A 16448-nucleotide genomic window follows, 5' to 3' on the forward strand; every position below is an offset into this window, starting at 1 on the left:
GAAAACTCTTCGAATCAGGGCGTGTCGATCGGACCAGTCGTCCTGCTCGTTTAATAAATTGAGACGCGCCGGGCTTTTTCGCGCCAATGAGCGGTCCCATGCCTGAACCTTCCAATGACGGAGACCACGATGAGCAAAGGCAAGGCGCTGTTGATTCTGCATGGCAAGCAAGCGCTCAACGAAGAGGTTCGCTCGGCAGTGATGCTCAAGCGCGAACAGGGCTGGGAGCTGGCGGTACGGTTGACCTGGGAAGCCGGTGATGCCCAGCGATGCGTCGATGAAGCCCTGGATGCCGGTTATACGCGACTGATCGCCGGCGGCGGTGATGGAACCTTGCGTGATATCGCCGAGGCGATCGTCCACAAGTCCAGCGATGCCAGCCTGGTACTGCTGCCGCTGGGCACGGCCAATGATTTCGCCCGGGCGGCGGGTGTTCCGTTGGAACCCGCGCAGGCCCTGGATCTATTGGACGTTGCGCCCCAGGCCGTTGATGTGGGTGACGTCGGCGGGCGGATTTTCCTGAACATGGCCACTGGCGGTTTTGGCAGCCAGGTGACGGCGAACACCTCCGAGGATCTCAAGAAGGTCTTGGGCGGCGCCGCCTACCTGTTCACGGGCCTGTCCCGATTCAGTGAACTGAGTACCGCCTATGGTGAGTTGCAGGGCCCCGATTTTTACTGGCAGGGCGATTTGCTCGCGCTGGGCATCGGTAATGGCCGGCAGGCGGGGGGAGGCCATGTGCTGTGCCCGCAAGCGTTGGCTGATGATGGGTTGCTGGACATCAGCATCCTGCCGGCGCCCCAGGAAGTGGTCAGTACGTTGAAGGACTTGCTGGCAGGCGGCCTGGGCATCGACAACATGTTTGTCCGCGCGCGCTTGCCATGGGTGGAAATCAAGGTCGCGCAAGGCCTGGACATCAACCTCGATGGCGAACCGTTGCAGGTCGACACCCTGCGCTTCACTGTCCGCCCGAAGGCGCTGCGGCTGCACCTGCCGTCCGATTCGCCGCTGTTGGGCGGCGCGACGGCGCTCAGTCATCCAGGCTGATGATTTGCTCGCGCACCGCGAACAGCACAAGGCCGGCCACGTCATGGATCTGCAAGCGCTTCATGACTTGCGCTCGGTGGGTTTCCACGGTCTTGACGCTCAGGTTCAGCCCATTGGCAATTTCCCGAGTGGACTTGCCGCGCACGATCAGCCGCAGGATTTCCAGCTGGCGTGCGGTCAGGTTATGGGCCTGGGCAGGGTCCGGCTGGTGTTTCTGGACGCGGGTCAGCGCCTGGTTGATCACCGTGTGGGCGATGGCCGGGCTCAGGTAGCGTTCGTCATTGCGCAGCGCTTCCAGGGCGTGTTTCAGCTCGGTGGCGGTGGTGTCCTTGAGCAGGTAGCCATGGGCGCCTGATTCCAGCGCCTGCATGATCAGCGCAGGATCCGTATGCATCGACAGGATCAGCACCTTGCTGTGGGGGCGCACCCGCTTGAGCTGTTGCAAGGCATCCAGGCCGCTGGTGTCCTTCATGGAAATGTCCAGCAGCACGATGTCGGGGTTCAGTCGTTCTACCAGTTCCACCAATTGTGTGCCGTCATTGGCTTCGCCGATCACGGCATAGTCCGGGATATCCATGACCAGAGCTCGTACGCCGGCCCTGATCAGGGAGTGGTCATCTACCAGGAGCAAATTACAAATCAAAGGAGAACCTTATTCTTACTGGCTCGCTCCAGGGCACGCGGCGCCCAGGGAAAGCGTGCTTCGATGTGCGTGCCTTTGCCGGCCTCGCTCACGACCTTGAGGGTGCCGCCCAATTGTTCGACCCGCTCCAACATGCCGGCCATGCCCCGTTGACCTTCGCGAGCGGGGTGGCTGGCCGGGACAAATCCCTGGCCGTCGTCGCTGATCAGCAGGGTCAGGCCGTCGGGCTGGCGTTGCAGGCGTACCAGCAGATTCGTCGCCCGGGCATGGCGCAAGATATTGGTGATCGCTTCCTGGGTGATCCGGAACACCGCGACTGACATCTCCTCCGGGATACCGGTCATGCGCTGCTGGCAATCGAGGCTCCACTTCACCGGGGCGTTGGCCAGGGTCTTGAGCAGGTGCGCCCGCAGGCTGGCCTCAAGCCCGAGGCTGGTCAGCTCCCTGGGGTTGAGGATCGCCGATACGTCGCGGACCTTGTTGAGGGTTTCGTCCAGGGTTTCGCACAGGAGTGCGCACTGACCTTGCAATTCTTCCGGCATCCGCCGCTTGAGCCATTCGCCTTGCAGTTTCGCCGCGGTCAGCAATTGGCCAATGTCGTCGTGCAATTCGCGGCTGAGCCGATGGCGCTCATTCTCCTGGACCTCGAGCAACCGCTCGGCCAGCTCCTGGGGCTGGAACTTGATGGACTTGCGCGACAATCGATGGTGGATCCAGACACAGCTCAAGGCCGCGACATTCACGGCCAGCAGGCCCAGCGGCACCGTGTGGGCGTACAGGTAGGTCAGCAGGCAGCCGAGGGTCGAGCACATGCACAATAATAATGTGAAGCGACGGGCGTTTTCTCGGGAGGGAGGCCAGGTGATGAATGACTTGAGGCTGGCGTGCATAGCGGATGGAGCCAATGAATGTTCGCTGCGGGCAGGCCGGTCAGCGCATCTGACAGGCCGGGTCGGGTAAACGTTTCAGGTCGAAGGCAGCTTCGGTTGGCGGCTATTACGGCGCTGCCTGGAAGTGGCTGACGCGGGAGATAGTACCACTTCGCCTATCGTTGGTCGCGCTCGGCATGGTGCCGTGAAAGCACTGGGGAGCAGGCGCATTGCCATCGTGTCAGGCTTGTTTCTGGGGATAAGACACCAGCGCCAGTGGACGTGACGCGGCCAATGCCTGGTCGGGACTCTGGCCGACCTGGAAAGCGAATGCCTCGATCAAGGACGTTTGTTCGCTGTTGTCCAGGCTCAACTGGCCGGTGGTGTGGTCGACCAGTTCCAATTGCCAGGCCATCAGGGTGAAGCAATCCTTCAAGGCATCCAGGGCCTGGTCATGCAATTCCATGTGGTTTTGCGCATGGCTGAGCAAGCCATGGATATGCAGGGAAAACTCCGAAACGGCTTCCAGCGCCAGGGCATTGGTCTTGTTTGCCAGTTTCAGCAAGGTGCTGAGCATGCAATCGATGGCGTCCTTGTCATTGTTGATCAATTGCAGATGGCTCAGGCATTCCTCCGACTTGGCCAGCAGTGTCTCGGCCTCGATCAGAAGTTCGGGAAGACGTTGACTCCAGTTCCTACGATCGTTCGGCATGCTTATCTCCACAACATCATGTCAGGCGAAAGGAAACCGCGTATGGCGAACGGCTGGATCTCAAGGTCGACCGCGGACGGACGCGCGAATACACGCCCGTGCCGTTCAGCGAAGGTGAATTCGTAAACGATTGCACGGGTGGGATCGGCCGAAAGGCTGCAGGTCCGATGTCCTGTGGTCGCGCACAAAAGCCTGACTCCGTTCAGCAATGAGAATGGCGTCACATTAATGGCTATTGGATAACGGGAATATCAGGTTGGACCTGATTGTGCCTAGGGGAATCCCTTAGACAGGGGAACTTAGTGCGCAAACCGGAGTCGCGCAGCGGGATAAACAGCAGATGAAATCGTGAAGCCAGTAAAACATGATGTTAATGTGATATCAATTCCCCACTTGTATTTTAATCCGGGGTCAAGAATCGGTTCGTGCAGCCGATATCGGTTTTATTGGATTCATCCGAACAAGCCCAGGAGTCATCGATGGCCGGCATTCTCGACACAGTAGATCAACGAACCCAACTGGTGGGTGAGAATCGCCTGGAAATTCTCATGTTTCGCCTGGCGGGTCGGCAGTTGTTTGCCATTAACGTATTCAAGGTCCAGGAAGTCCTGCAACTGCCGAAGTTGACCCTGATGCCGCAACGTCACCCGTTCGTGTGCGGCGTGGTCAATCTGCGAGGCCAGACGCTGCCGGTGATCGACCTGTCCCAGGCCATTGGCATGCGTCCGCTGGTGCCGGGCGCCAACAGCACCATTATCGTGACCGAATACAACCGTTCGGTTCAGGCGTTCCTGGTGGGCGGCGTCGACCGTATCGTCAACATGAACTGGGAAGCCATCCTGCCACCGCCGACCAGCGCCGGCCGCGAGCACTACCTGACCGCCATCAGCAAGGTGGACGATCAGTTGGTGGAAATCATCGACGTGGAAAAAGTCCTGGCCGAAATCGTGCCGTACAACGCCAAGGTCTCCCGGGACAAACTCGAAGACCCGGTGCTGGAGCGTGCCCGTGGCCGCGAAGTGCTGCTGGTGGACGACTCCAACGTCGCGCTCTCGCAATTGCGCGACACCCTGGGTCAACTGGGCGTGAAAATGCACATCGCCAGCGACGGCCTGAAGGCCCTGAACATGCTCAAGGCCTGGGCCGATACCGGCGAGGTCATGACCGACAAATTGTTGATGATCTTCACCGATGCCGAAATGCCGGAAATGGACGGCTACCGCTTGACCACCGAAATCCGCAACGACCCGCGTTTGCGTGGGCTCTATGTCGTACTGCACACCTCGCTGTCCGGCAGCTTCAACGATTCGATGGTCAAGAAGGTCGGTTGCGACAACTTCCTCTCCAAATTCCAGCCGGACAAGCTGGTCGATGTGGTGCGCCAGCGGCTGATGCTCGACTGAACCCGATGGTGGTTTGCTTCAATGGCCGGCTCGTATAAGGTGGCATTTTTTTGCCACCGGGGAAGTTGACCATGTTGCGGCTGAGCGCTCTGTATCGGTATCCGTTGAAGTCCGGCAAGGGCCAGCCCCTGCAGCAGATTGGCCTGGACAAGCTAGGGCTGGACGGCGATCGGCGCTGGATGCTGGTGGATGAGGGCACGGGGCGGTTCCTGACCCAGCGCGCCGTGGCGAAGATGAGCCAGCTTTCGGCCTTGTGGAACGAGGCGGGTGGCCTGACGCTCAGCGCGCCGGGCCATGGCGCCATCGATGTGCCGCTGCCACCCACCCAGCAAGAGCAGCGGCGCGGTGTGATCATCTGGCGTGACACCTTGCGTGTGCCGGATGCCGGTGATGAGGCGGCGGCCTGGGTCAGCGAATTCATCGGCAGCCCCACGCGGTTGGTGCATGTGCCGGTGGAACTGGCGCGCACCACCGCCGCCGGTTATGGCAAGGATGACGACAAGGTCGCCTTTGCCGATGGTTTCCCCCTGCTGCTGATTGGCCAGGCCTCATTGCAGGACCTGTCGACCCGGGTCGGCCGCTCGCTGGAGATGTTGCGCTTTCGTCCCAACCTGGTGGTGGAGGGCAGCGAGGCGTTTGCCGAGGACGGTTGGAAGCGTATTCGTATCGGCGAGGTGGAGTTCCGGCTGGTCAAGCCCTGCTCGCGTTGCATCATGACCACGGTCGATCCGCACACCGGCGAACGCGATCCGAATCGCGAACCCTTTGCCACGTTGCAGCAATACCGTTCGACGCCGGACGGTGCGATGTTCGGCCAGAACCTGGTCAACGACAGCAACGGTCGGCTTGAAGTCGGCATGCCGGTTGAAGTGCTCGAATAAAAAGAACCGTGAACAAAAATGCCCGTGTCCAATGACCCGGGCATTTTTGTTTATCTGGCAACAGCTTTTCTAGCTTTTGTGGCGAGGGAGCTTGCTCCCGCTGGGCTGCGAAGCAGCCCCTCTTGCTAACCGCAGGGGACGCTGGCGCGTCCAGCGGGAGCAAGCTCCCTCGCCACAGGGGTAACTGTGTCCCCGCTTTGCAGTGCGCCGAATCAGCCGCGATATTCACACAGGTAAGCGGTGTCGACGGCCACTTTGAGCTGGAACTTGCTGTTGGCCGGTACATTGAACTGGCTGCCGGCCGCGAAGGTTTCCCAATCGGTGCTGTCGGGCAGCTTCACGGTCAGGGCGCCGGAGACGACGTGCATGATTTCCCGTTGGGCCGTGCCGAACTCATATTCGCCCGGAGCCATGACGCCGATGGTCGCGGGGCCTTCGGCAGTGCCAAAAGCGATCGACTTGACGGTGCCGTCGAAGTACTCGTTGACTTTAAACATGGGCGATTCCTCGAAAAAGGGGCTGAAAAAGGCCGGCCAGTATGCACAAGGCTGCAACATTCGTCATCTGCCGCGCCGGGAGGTGGACGCCGCTCAACCCGGAAGCACCAGGGGCAACAACCGCGCGGTATTGCGGGCATCTTCCAGGGCGCGGTGCTGTTGCCCGCAAAATTGCAGGCCCGCCAGTTGCAGCGCGCCATTGAGCCCTAGCGGTCGTTCCAGTCGACGGGCCTTGGCGAAGCGTTGCTTGAGGTTCATGTGCGACACCTGGGCGAGGACACTGTGCAACTGCTGGCGTTGCCATTCCTGAAGCAGTTGCTTGCGGTCGTAGTCGCCCCAACTGACCCAGCTTTCCAGCTTCGGATGATACGGCGCCAGCCAGCGCTCGAATGCCGGCCAGACCTCGGTCAAGGGCGCGGCGCCGTCGATATTGGCCTGGGTGATGTGGGTCAGTTCGCGACAGAAAGGCGTGAGCAGCGGTCGTCTCAGGGGCCGCACGAAGCGCTGGAAATGATCCACTTCGCGGCCGTCACGACTCACCAGCGTGGCGCCGATCTCGATAATTTCCATTTCGGTTACCGGCCAGCCACCTTCATCGGTGGTGGCCTCCAGATCAATCACCAGCCAGTGAGGCATTGCAGTGTTCCCGGTATCGGCGTGCTGATGGGTTTGAGCGTAGTCAAACCCCAGGCATCCGACTAGTGGGCTGTTTCAATGCGCAACAAAACCTGGCGTTTTCTCACCTGATCACCCCGTGTAGCCTGCAGTTGCCTGACCACTCCGTCGCTGCCTGCCTTGAGTGGGTGCTCCATTTTCATCGCTTCGAGCACCATGAGCAGTTGGCCTTGGCGCACCGGGCTGCCTTCGCTGACCAGTACCTCGACAATGGCACCGTCCATGGGCGCCAGGAGTGTACTGGCACCGGCACTGGCCTTGCTGGCGACCGGGGCCAGGGTCCGGTCTTGCAGGTGCAGGCCGCCGGGGCGGGTGGACAGCCAGAGATCATGGCCTTCGAGGTGCCAGGCGTGGCGCTGGCCAATCCCGTCGATGACCAGTGTTGCGCCCTGCGCATCAACGTCGAGCAGCCTCAGTTCGATCAAGCGCCCGTCACTGCGGATGTTCAGTGTCCCGTCGGTTTCGGTTTCAAGGCTCAGCACCCAGTCGCGCTCCCCGACGCCGATCCGATAATGCAGCGCCGTGCCGATGCTGTTGCGCCATCCGCCCAGGCCGGGTGCATGCCGTGCCTGCGATGCCTGATAAAACGCCGCCGTGGCGATGGCCAGTTGTTCGACCGAGGGCTCAAGGGGCAGAAGCGCCGCATGATTGGCAAAATGCTGGCTGATGAAGCCGGTGTTGAAGTCGCCGTCGATGAACCGTGGATGCGCCAGCAAGCCGGCGAGCAAGCGCTGGTTGCTCTGGACCCCAAGCAGCACGCAATCCTCCACCGCTCGCAACAGTTTGCGGCGTGCTTCGTCGCGGGTGGCGCCGTGGACGATGAGTTTGCCCAGCATCGAATCGTAGAACGGCGTAATGGCCTGGCCCTGCAGCAGGCCATGGTCGACTCGCACACCATCGCGGATAGGGGGCTCCCAGCCAACCAAGCACCCGGTCTGAGGCAGGAAATCCGCCGCTGGGTCCTCGGCGTACAACCGCACTTGCAGGGCATGACCGCTGAGCGTCACCTGCTCCTGGCGCAGGGGCAGCGGCTTGCCGGCGGCGACGTCCAATTGCCAGGCCACCAGGTCCAGGCCGGTGATCGACTCGGTGACCGGGTGTTCGACCTGCAGGCGTGTGTTCATCTCCAGGAAGTAAAACCGACCGTCCGCCGCGAGCAGGAATTCCACGGTCCCGGCACCGACGTAATTCACTGCGTGCCCCGCCGTGAGTGCTGCCTCGCCCATGGCCCGGCGCAGGTCGGCGGTCATGACCGGGCAGGGCGCTTCCTCGATGATTTTCTGGTGGCGCCGCTGGATCGAGCAGTCCCGCTCGCCCAGATGGATCAACTGGCCGTGGTGGTCGCCGAAGATCTGCACTTCCACATGCCGCGGATCGATCAAGGCTTGTTCGAGGATCAACTCGTCGCTGCCGAAGCCGTGCAGGGCTTCCGAGCGTGCGCTGCGCAACTGCTCCAGCAGGTCCTCGGCGCGCTGGACCAGGCGCATGCCGCGGCCGCCGCCACCGGCACTGGCCTTGATCATCAGCGGGTAGCCAATGCGCCCGGCTTCGCGCTGCAGCGTGTCGTCGTCCTGGGCGGCGCCCTGGTAACCGGCGATGCAGGGAACACCGGCCTGGATCATGGCGATTTTTGCGCGGCGCTTGCTGCCCATCAACTCGATGGCCTCGGGGCTGGGGCCGATGAAAACCAGGCCGGCCTGCGCGCAGGCGTGGGCGAACCGCGCATTTTCCGAAAGAAAGCCGTAGCCGGGGTGGATCGCATCGGCGCCGCTGCGCCGGGCCGCCTCGAGAATGACCCGGGGGTCGAGGTAGGACTGCTGCACCGGGGCCGCGCCGATCAGCACGGCTTCATCGGCCATGCGCACGTGCAGCGCATCGGCGTCGGCCTCGCTGAACACCGCCACCGTGCGATAACCCAGGGCCTGGGCGGTGCGCTGGATGCGACAGGCGATTTCGCCGCGGTTGGCGATGAGGATTTTGCTGAAGGCGGGCATGGGGTTCATTCCTGGAGTCTTGCGGTGTCTGTTTGGGCCTCATCGCGAGCAAGCTTTGCTCCCACAGGCGAATGCACTCACAGGGCATTGTGGGAGCAAAGCTTGCTCGCGATGGCGGTCTGGCAGGCGATGTACTCAGTTTTTCTTCCCCGGCAAAATGCCCATGAGCTTGCAGATGATGCCCAGCATGATTTCGTCCGCGCCGGCGCCGATGGACACCAGCCGTACGTCGCGATAGGCGCGGGCGACCGGGTTGTCCCACATGAAGCCCATGCCGCCCCAGTATTGCAGGCAACTGTCGGTGGTTTCCCGGGCCAGGCGCCCGGCCTTGAGCTTGGCCATCGACGCCAGTCGCGTGACGTCCTGGCCGTGGATGTACTGCTCGGTGGCCTGGTAGACCAGCGCCCGCAGGGATTCGATTTCGCTGGCCAGTTCCGCCAGGCGGAAGTGGATCACCTGGTTGTCGATCAGGGCCGTGCCGAAGGTCTTGCGCTCCTTGCAGTACTCGATGGTGCTGTCGATGCAATGCTCCAGGCCCTTGAGCATGTTGGCCGCGCCGAACAGGCGTTCTTCCTGGAATTGCAGCATCTGCATCATGAACCCGGCACCTTCCTGGCCGATGCGATTGCGTTGTGGCACCCGCACGTCGTCGAAAAACACCTGGGCGGTTTCCGAGCTGCGCATGCCGAGTTTGTCCAGATGCTGGCCGAGGCTGATGCCGGCGCTGCGCATCGGCACCATGATCAGCGATTTGTTGACGTGGGGCTTGTCGTCCGAGGTATTCGCCAACAGGCAGATGAAATCAGCGCTCGGCGCATTGGTGATCCACATCTTGCTGCCGTTGATGACGTAGTCGTCGCCGTCCTTGCGCGCCGTGGTCTTGAGGCCGGCGACGTCGGAGCCGGCACCGACTTCCGAGACGCCGATGCAGCCCACCTGTTCGCCGCGAATGGCCGGGCGCAGGAACGCTTCGCGCAACTCGTCGGAGCCGAAACGGGCCAGGGCCGGGGTGCACATGTCGGTCTGCACGCCGATGGACATCGGCACGCCGCCGCAATGAATAGTGCCGAACTCCTCGGCCGCGACGATCGAATAGCTGTAGTCCAGGCCCATGCCGCCGAAGGCCTGCGGCTTGGAAATACCCAGCAGGCCCAACTCGCCGGCCTTGCGGAAAATCTCGTGGATGGGGAAACGCCCGGCCCGCTCCCATTCGTCGACGTAGGGATTGATGTCGTGGTCGACAAACTGGCGGACGGTGCGCCGCAGTGCTTCGTGTTCCTGGGTGAAGATCATTTTTATTGTTCTCCTGGAGGTTGCGCTCAGAAGCGGGCCACGCCGAAGCTGTTGGCTTGCAGTGGCCGCTGCTCGGCCTCGTGACAGATGTCCAGCAGCAAGCCCAGCAAGGTGCGGGTGTCGCGCGGGTCGATGAGCCCGTCGTCCCACAGGCTGGCGCTGCCGTAGAGGGCGGTGGATTGGCTGTCGAGTTTCTGCGCGGTGGTTTGCTCGAGCAGGTCCAGCATCTTCGGGTCGGGGCTCAGGCCGTTCTTGAGTTGCGTGGCCTCCGTGACCATCCGCAGGACCTTGCCGGCCTGGGCGCCGCCCATCACGGCGGTGTGGCTGTTGGGCCAGGCGAAGATGAAGCGCGGGTCTAGCCCGCGGCCGCACATGGCGTAGTTGCCGGCACCATAGGAGCCGCCCACCACGACCGTCAGCTTGGGCACCCGGGCATTGGCCACGGCCTGGATCATCTTGGCGCCATGCTTGATCACCCCTTGTCGCTCCGACTCGGTGCCGACCATGAACCCGGTGGTGTTGTGCAAGAACAGCAACGGTGTGCGGCTCTGATCGCACAACTGGATGAACTGCGCCGCCTTGGCCGCGCCCTGTGGCGTGATGGGGCCGTTGTTGCCGATCAGGCCGCAGGTATGGCCGCGAATGTGCAGGTGGCCGCAAATCGTCTGGGTGTCGAATTCGCTTTTGAAGGCCAGGAAATGCGAGCCGTCGGCGATGCGGGCGATGATTTCCCCTACGTCATAGGGTTTCTTCGGGTCGTCGGGCACCAGTCCCAATAATTCGTCGGCGGGGTAGAGCGGCTCCGTCCAGGTCCGTTCGGGCTGTGGCGGCAATTGTGCATTCCAGGGCAGCAGATCGAGGATTTCCCGGGCCAGGCGTATGCCATCGGCGTCGTTCTCCGCCAGGTATTCGGCAGTGCCGGCCACCTGCACGTGCATCAGCGCACCGCCCAGTTCCTCTTCGCTGGCCACTTCGCCGGTCGCGGCCTTGAGCAACGGCGGCCCGGCCAGGAACAGCCGCGCCTTGTCGCGCACCACCACCACGTAATCCGACAAACCCGGCTGATAAGCGCCGCCGGCCGTGGCCGAGCCATGCACGACGGTGATCTGCGGCAGGCCCATGGCCGACATACGTGCCTGATTGGCGAAGCAGCGCGCGCCTTCGACGAAAATCTGCGCCGCGTAATTGAGATTGGCGCCGCCACTTTCGGCAAGGGTGATGACCGGCAGTTTGTTTTCCATGGCGATCTGTTGCAGGCGCAGGGTCTTGTGCAAGCCGCTGGGGGAAATCGTGCCGCCCTTGATCGCGCTGTTGTTGGCCACCACCAGTGCCCGCACCCCGGACACATAGCCGATCCCGGCGATCAGGCCGCCGCCGGCCTGGCTGCCGTCCTTGTCGTCATGGAGTTTGTAGCCGGCCAGGCTCGCCAGCTCGAGGAACGGTGCGCCGGGGTCCAGCAGCAAGTTCAGGCGCTGGCGTGGCAACAGTTGGCCGCGCTGGTCGAACTTGTCCTGGGCCTGGGCGGCTTTCGCCAGCACGGCCCGTTCGAGTTGGCGCAGTTGTTCGACACCGGCCAGCATCGCCGCATGGTTGCGTGCGAAGTCAGCGCTGTGGGGATCCAGGTGCGATTCGATGACCGGCATGCAGACTCCTCGTGTTGGAACGGATCAGAGACCCCCTGTGGCGAGGGAGCTTGCTCCCGCTCGATTGCGCAGCAATCGCAAAAACCGGGGTCGCTGCGCAACCCAGCGGGAGCAAGCTCCCTCGCCACAGGGGCTGCTGATCGTTTATTTGCCATGGCGACCGCCCTTAGCCGACCTGATCGGCAATGTGTTGCGGCACCGGTATCTGAATCTCCAGCAACTGCTGGGCGAACGCCTTGCCCTGGGGATCGATGCGCAGGCTGGCGACACCGCCGCCACCGAGGGCGTTTTCCAGCAGGAAATTCAAACTGTGGGTGCCCGGCAGGTACCAGCGTTCGACCCGGCCCAGCAGCGGGTCGAGCACGTGGCTCATCCAGTCGACCATCACCTCCGGGGTCAGCGCCTCGGCGATCCAGGGCAGGTATTCGGGTTCCCGGGCGATCACGCCAATGTTGCTGTGGTTGCCCTTGTCGCCGGAGCGCGCCACCGCCAGTTTGATCAGCGGCACGCTGGCGTCGGCCCGGCCCTGGGGTTTGGGCGGGGTCGGGGCGACCGGCAGATCGGTGGTGTGCAGCGGTTCGAAAGCGGGCAGGGAGCAGGGGTGGCGCTGGCCGTCGAGTTCGATGGCGAGCCGGCAGGTGGTTTTGTCGATCAGGAACGAGAACAGGCGAATCAACGGCGACACCGTCGGCCGGCCACCGACCAGGCCGGTCAGTCCCGGCGCCATGCCAGTGGCGGCCTGGGCGATTTCCCTGGAAAACAGCACCAGCGGCTGCTTATCCGGGTGCCGTACCGCCAGCTTGATCACCACCTCTCGGCTGTCCCGGCGCTGGCCGTGCTGGCCATAAGTGGCTTCGCTGCCCAGCAGTTCGATGTTCACGTCGCTGTAGGGCGCCCAGCCACGTTGACGCAACAGCTGTGAGGTCTTGGCGACGATCGCCTGGCTGACCCGTTCAGCCTTGGCCACCGCATCGATGCCGGCGATCAGGCAGGTGGCGGTGCAGCGCCAGCCGTCCAGCCAAGTGGCGCAGACCTTGTACCGGTCGCCGGGCGGCAGGCCCCTGGCCCCATGGACGCGCACGGCGTGCTTGCCCTGCTGGGTCAACCTGACCTGGCTGAAATCGCAGATCACGTCGGGCAGCAGGTAGCCTTGCGGGTCGCCGATTTCGTAGAGCAACTGCTCGCCGACGGTCAACGGCGTAACCAGCCCGCCGCTGCCTTCGGTCTTGGTGACAATGAACGGGCCATCGGCGCTGACTTCGACGATGGGAAAGCCGATGTGCTCATAATCCGGCACTGCCTGCCAGTCGGTAAAATTACCGCCGGTGCACTGGGCGCCACACTCGATGAGATGCCCCGCGAGCGCGGCCTGGGCCAATCTGTCGTAATCGTCCCAGGCCCAGCCGAACTCATGCACCAGGGCGGCGCTGACCACGGCACTGTCCACCACGCGGCCAGTGATCACCACATCGGCGCCCAGGCGCAGCGCCTCGACGATGCCGGGCGCGCCGAGGTAGGCGTTGATGGACACACACGCGGGAGGCAGGGGCTCGCCGCTGAACATCTCGTCGATGCCCTGGGCGGCGAGCCGTTCGTGTTGCGGTTGCAGGTCATCGCCCAGCAGCACGGCAATCTTCAGTGCTACGCCGGCCTGATCGCAGGCTGCTTGCAGAGCCTTCGCACAGGCCTGGGGATTGACCCCGCCGGCGTTGCTGATGACGCGGATCCCGTCGTCATGCAAACGCTGAAGCAGCGGGGTGAGGACCTCGATGAAGTCCGTGGCATAGCCGCTCGAAGCATCTTTCAGGCGCGCCCCGGCCATGATCGACATCGTGACTTCGGCCAGATAGTCGAACACCAGGTAGTCCAGCGCACCGCCCTCGACCAGTTGCGCCGCCGCGGTGCAGGTGTCGCCCCAAAAGGCGCTGGCGCAACCGATTCGGATCGTTTTGGGCATGGCGTTCCCTCCGGCAAAGGTGGCTCGAGACTACCAAGCAAGCGCTTGGTTTGTAAACGGCCGCCGGTTCTTCTGGCCGAGCGCTTGCTTGGTTGCTTCGCTCGGCTTAAATTGCCCGCGCCACCGATGGTTTGCTGTGCAGTGGCGGCGCGTTGGTTGATCGACTGTAGGAGAGAATGGGTGGACGAGCAAAAAGCCCTGGGCGTGATGCGTGAGCTGGTCGACAACGGGCAACTGACCGACCCGGACAGTGCGCGCGGCAAACTGCTCCAGACTGCCGCCCACCTGTTTCGCAACAAGGGCTTCGAGCGCACCACGGTGCGCGACCTGGCCAGTGCCGTGGGCATCCAGTCGGGCAGCATCTTTCACCATTTCAAGAGCAAGGACGACATCCTGCGGGCGGTGATGGAAGAAACCATCCGCTACAACACCGCCTTGATGCGCGCTGCCCTGGCCGAGGCCGACAACGTGCGCGAGCGGGTGCTGGCGCTGATTCGCTGCGAATTGCAGTCGATCATGGGCGGCACCGGCGAGGCCATGGCGGTGCTGGTCTATGAATGGCGTTCGCTCTCGCCGGACGGACAGCGGCACGTGCTGGCCCTGCGTGATACTTATGAAGACTTGTGGCTCGAGGTCCTGGGCCAGGCCAAGGAGGCCGGGTATATTCGCGGGGACGTGTCCATTACCCGGCGATTCCTCACGGGGGCGTTGTCCTGGACCACTACCTGGTTTCGCGCCGAAGGCAGCCTGAGCCTCGATGAACTGGCCGAGCAGGCCTTGATCCTGGTGCTTGAAGAAAAACAATAATCGAGCGGCGCTTTAAATGGCCGCATGGCTGGCTAAGCGGCTGAAACCGCCTAGCTTGATTGTAGTGATGGGGACTTTTGGGGAGTGGGTTATCTTGACGTTTTCGCCGATGGGGATGACCTCCCGTGTGCTGCTGGCCACTCTGGCCGTTTTCCTGGCGTTGCCGATCGAGGCGGCGCAACTGGTGCGGATCGGCGCGGCACACTTTCCACCCTATACCGTTCGTCCCGAGAACGGTGCCGACACCGGCCTGCTGCCGCAGATGGTGGAGGCCTTGAATCAGTCGCAAAGCGACTATCAGTTCATCCTGGTGCCGACGTCGATCCCGCGCCGGTTCAATGATTTCAAGCAGGGCCGGGTCGACATGGCCATTTTCGAGAACCCCGAATGGGGTTGGCAGGATGTGCCGCACACGTCGGTGGACATGGGCCTGGAAGATGCGGAAGTCTTCGTCGCCCAGCGCCAGCCGGAGCGCCAGCAAAGTTATTTCGCCGACCTCAGGGGCAAGCGCCTGGCGCTGTTCAGCGGTTATCACTACGCCTTTGCCGAATTCAACGCCGACCCCAAGTTTCTCGCCGGTCAATACAACGCCACGCTGACGTATTCCCACGACAGCAATCTGCTGATGGTCTTGCGCGGGCGGGCGGATATCGCCCTGGTGACCCGTTCGTACCTCAACGATTACGTGTTGCGCAATCCCGAAGTCGGCCCGCAATTGCTGGTGTCTGAACGCATCGATCAGGTTTACCACCATTACGCGCTGATCCGGCCACAGGCGCCCATTTCCAGTGAAGCGTTTGCACAGTTGCTGCAAACGCTGCGGGATAACGGTCAGATGCTGAAGATTTTCCAGCCCTACCAGATCCAACTGGTCTCCACGCATGCCCATTGAAGGCGACCCTAAATTTCCCGCCCCGGCTCACGTCACACGTTGACTACCGACGAATACGCGAGCCGCTCCCATGTCCAACCTCAACCACCCGACGACGCTGCCCTTGCCCGGTGGCCGTCGTCTCGGCGCCGATGAAACCGAACGCCACCTGAGCCTGATGCTCGAAGGTGCGCCGCTGATCCGGCTGCGCCTTGTGCGCGGCCCCGAGTTGCATGTGCATTTGCAGGAAATCAACGACCGCCCAGTGGGTCCGGCGCTATGGGCGGCCTGCTATTGGCTGTTTGCCCGCGATCCCGAGTGTCAGCACCTGACCTGGCACCTCGACGAGCGCCCCGGCGAAGCCTTGCTCAGCGGTTTATTGACGGTCACGGAGCGTGCCGGTGAATACCGTTGCGAGCGCACGATGTTCTGGCAATTGCCGCAGCCCTGGCTGGGGGAGTCGTTCAGCGGCAGTTACCCGCAACAGATGGTCATCACCGATGGTCGCCGCCATCCACGCCGGCCCATGAAGCCGCGTGGCGAGGTGTATCGACGTTTCGATGCGCGGCTGGGGGCCTGGGTGTCCTTGCGCACCCTGGAAATCGAGCAGGACCTGGAGCGTTTCAACCGCTGGCAGAACAGCCCGCGAGTGGCGAGCTTCTGGCAGGAGGAGGGCAGCCTGGAACAGCATCGCGAGTACCTGGGCAAGCTGCAGGCCGATCCCCGGGTCTTGACCCTGATCGGTTGCTTCGATGACCAGCCGTTCGCTTACTTCGAAGCCTATTGGGCCAAGGAGGATCGGATCGCGCCGTTCTATGAAGCCGACCACTACGATCGCGGCATCCACATGCTGGTGGGCGAAGAGCAGCACCGCGGGCCGCACAAGGTGGCGAGTTGGTTGTCGGCGCTGGTGCATTACCTGTTCCTGGACGACCCGCGCACCCAGCGCGTGGTCGCCGAGCCCCGGGCCGACAATGCGCGGATGATCGGGCACCTGCACAACCAGTGCTTCCATTGTGAAAAGGAATTCGATTTCCCCCACAAGCGCGCGGCGCTGATGATCCTGGGGCGTGAGCGGTTTTTTGATCGGTGTGGGTTGATGTAAGGGGAGGGGCGGTCATCAGGCCGCCATCGCGGGCAAGCCTTGCTCCCACAG

At 62.7% G+C, this 16448-nt stretch carries 15 protein-coding genes; 6 read left to right on the plus strand and 9 right to left on the minus strand.

Annotated features, from left to right (window positions below; translation table 11 throughout):
* The first annotated feature begins 129 nt into the window (after nt 1–129).
* Nucleotides 130–1047 carry a lipid kinase YegS gene (yegS, locus tag ACZ5M5_RS09180; protein ID WP_060738517.1) on the plus strand — a complete coding sequence of 306 codons (918 nt, stop codon included), beginning with the start codon at nt 130–132 and terminating at the stop codon, nt 1045–1047.
* On the opposite strand, the gene ACZ5M5_RS09185 is transcribed toward yegS, so the two are convergent.
* The 3 genes from ACZ5M5_RS09185 to ACZ5M5_RS09195 form a co-directional block, all read right to left on the minus strand.
* The gene (locus ACZ5M5_RS09185) at nt 1031–1690 is read right to left on the minus strand and encodes a response regulator (protein WP_060738516.1); all 660 of its coding nucleotides are present in this window, start codon (nt 1688–1690) and stop codon (nt 1031–1033) included. The two genes, yegS and ACZ5M5_RS09185, sit on opposite strands and share 17 nt — an antisense overlap.
* Complete coding sequence (locus tag ACZ5M5_RS09190; protein ID WP_103309167.1) at nt 1687–2580, minus strand: sensor histidine kinase; 894 nt, start codon at nt 2578–2580, stop codon at nt 1687–1689. Before ACZ5M5_RS09190 ends, ACZ5M5_RS09185 begins: the two co-directional genes overlap by 4 nt.
* Nucleotides 2581–2800: 220 nt before the next feature.
* Entirely contained in the window at nt 2801–3271 is a 471-nt protein-coding gene (locus ACZ5M5_RS09195; RefSeq protein WP_060738514.1) for a hypothetical protein, read from the minus strand.
* Nucleotides 3272–3750: 479 nt separating this feature from the next.
* Here ACZ5M5_RS09195 and ACZ5M5_RS09200 point away from each other — a divergent pair, with 479 nt between their 5' ends.
* Complete coding sequence (locus tag ACZ5M5_RS09200; protein ID WP_053120553.1) at nt 3751–4674, plus strand: chemotaxis protein CheV; 924 nt, start codon at nt 3751–3753, stop codon at nt 4672–4674.
* Between the two features lie 71 nt (nt 4675–4745).
* Entirely contained in the window at nt 4746–5555 is an 810-nt protein-coding gene (locus tag ACZ5M5_RS09205; protein ID WP_060738513.1) for an MOSC domain-containing protein, read from the plus strand.
* Between the two features lie 212 nt (nt 5556–5767).
* Here the strand turns inward: ACZ5M5_RS09205 and ppnP are convergent, their stop codons facing one another.
* The 6 genes from ppnP to ACZ5M5_RS09235 form a co-directional block, all read right to left on the minus strand.
* A complete protein-coding gene (ppnP, locus tag ACZ5M5_RS09210; protein ID WP_003183665.1) occupies nt 5768–6052 on the minus strand; it encodes a pyrimidine/purine nucleoside phosphorylase in 285 nt (94 codons plus the stop codon).
* Between the two features lie 93 nt (nt 6053–6145).
* Nucleotides 6146–6688 (minus strand): 3'-5' exonuclease, encoded by a 543-nt coding sequence (locus ACZ5M5_RS09215; RefSeq protein WP_060738512.1) that lies wholly within the window; start codon nt 6686–6688, stop codon nt 6146–6148.
* Nucleotides 6689–6750: 62 nt separating this feature from the next.
* Nucleotides 6751–8721: an acetyl/propionyl/methylcrotonyl-CoA carboxylase subunit alpha gene (locus ACZ5M5_RS09220; protein WP_464738912.1), complete on the minus strand. Its 1971-nt coding sequence runs from the start codon at nt 8719–8721 to the stop codon at nt 6751–6753.
* A gap of 135 nt (nt 8722–8856) precedes the next feature.
* The gene (gene atuD / locus ACZ5M5_RS09225) at nt 8857–10014 is read right to left on the minus strand and encodes a citronellyl-CoA dehydrogenase (RefSeq protein ID WP_103310927.1); all 1158 of its coding nucleotides are present in this window, start codon (nt 10012–10014) and stop codon (nt 8857–8859) included.
* A gap of 26 nt (nt 10015–10040) precedes the next feature.
* Nucleotides 10041–11657: a geranyl-CoA carboxylase subunit beta gene (gene atuC / locus ACZ5M5_RS09230; RefSeq protein WP_060738509.1), complete on the minus strand. Its 1617-nt coding sequence runs from the start codon at nt 11655–11657 to the stop codon at nt 10041–10043.
* A 166-nt stretch (nt 11658–11823) separates the two neighbouring features.
* Nucleotides 11824–13614 carry an acyclic terpene utilization AtuA family protein gene (locus ACZ5M5_RS09235; protein WP_464738913.1) on the minus strand — a complete coding sequence of 597 codons (1791 nt, stop codon included), beginning with the start codon at nt 13612–13614 and terminating at the stop codon, nt 11824–11826.
* Nucleotides 13615–13794: 180 nt separating this feature from the next.
* Between ACZ5M5_RS09235 and ACZ5M5_RS09240 the strand changes: the two genes are divergently transcribed.
* The 3 genes from ACZ5M5_RS09240 (at nt 13795) to ACZ5M5_RS09250 (ending at nt 16397) form a co-directional block, all read left to right on the plus strand.
* Nucleotides 13795–14421 (plus strand): TetR/AcrR family transcriptional regulator, encoded by a 627-nt coding sequence (locus ACZ5M5_RS09240; protein ID WP_060738507.1) that lies wholly within the window; start codon nt 13795–13797, stop codon nt 14419–14421.
* Nucleotides 14422–14536: 115 nt separating this feature from the next.
* On the plus strand, nt 14537–15313 hold the full coding sequence (locus ACZ5M5_RS09245) for a substrate-binding periplasmic protein (protein ID WP_060743063.1): 777 nt from the start codon (nt 14537–14539) through the stop codon (nt 15311–15313).
* Nucleotides 15314–15383: 70 nt separating this feature from the next.
* Nucleotides 15384–16397: a GNAT family N-acetyltransferase gene (locus ACZ5M5_RS09250; protein ID WP_060738506.1), complete on the plus strand. Its 1014-nt coding sequence runs from the start codon at nt 15384–15386 to the stop codon at nt 16395–16397.
* Nucleotides 16398–16448 lie beyond the last annotated feature (51 nt).

The sequence above is a fragment of the Pseudomonas sp. Van50 genome, from assembly GCF_055390755.1.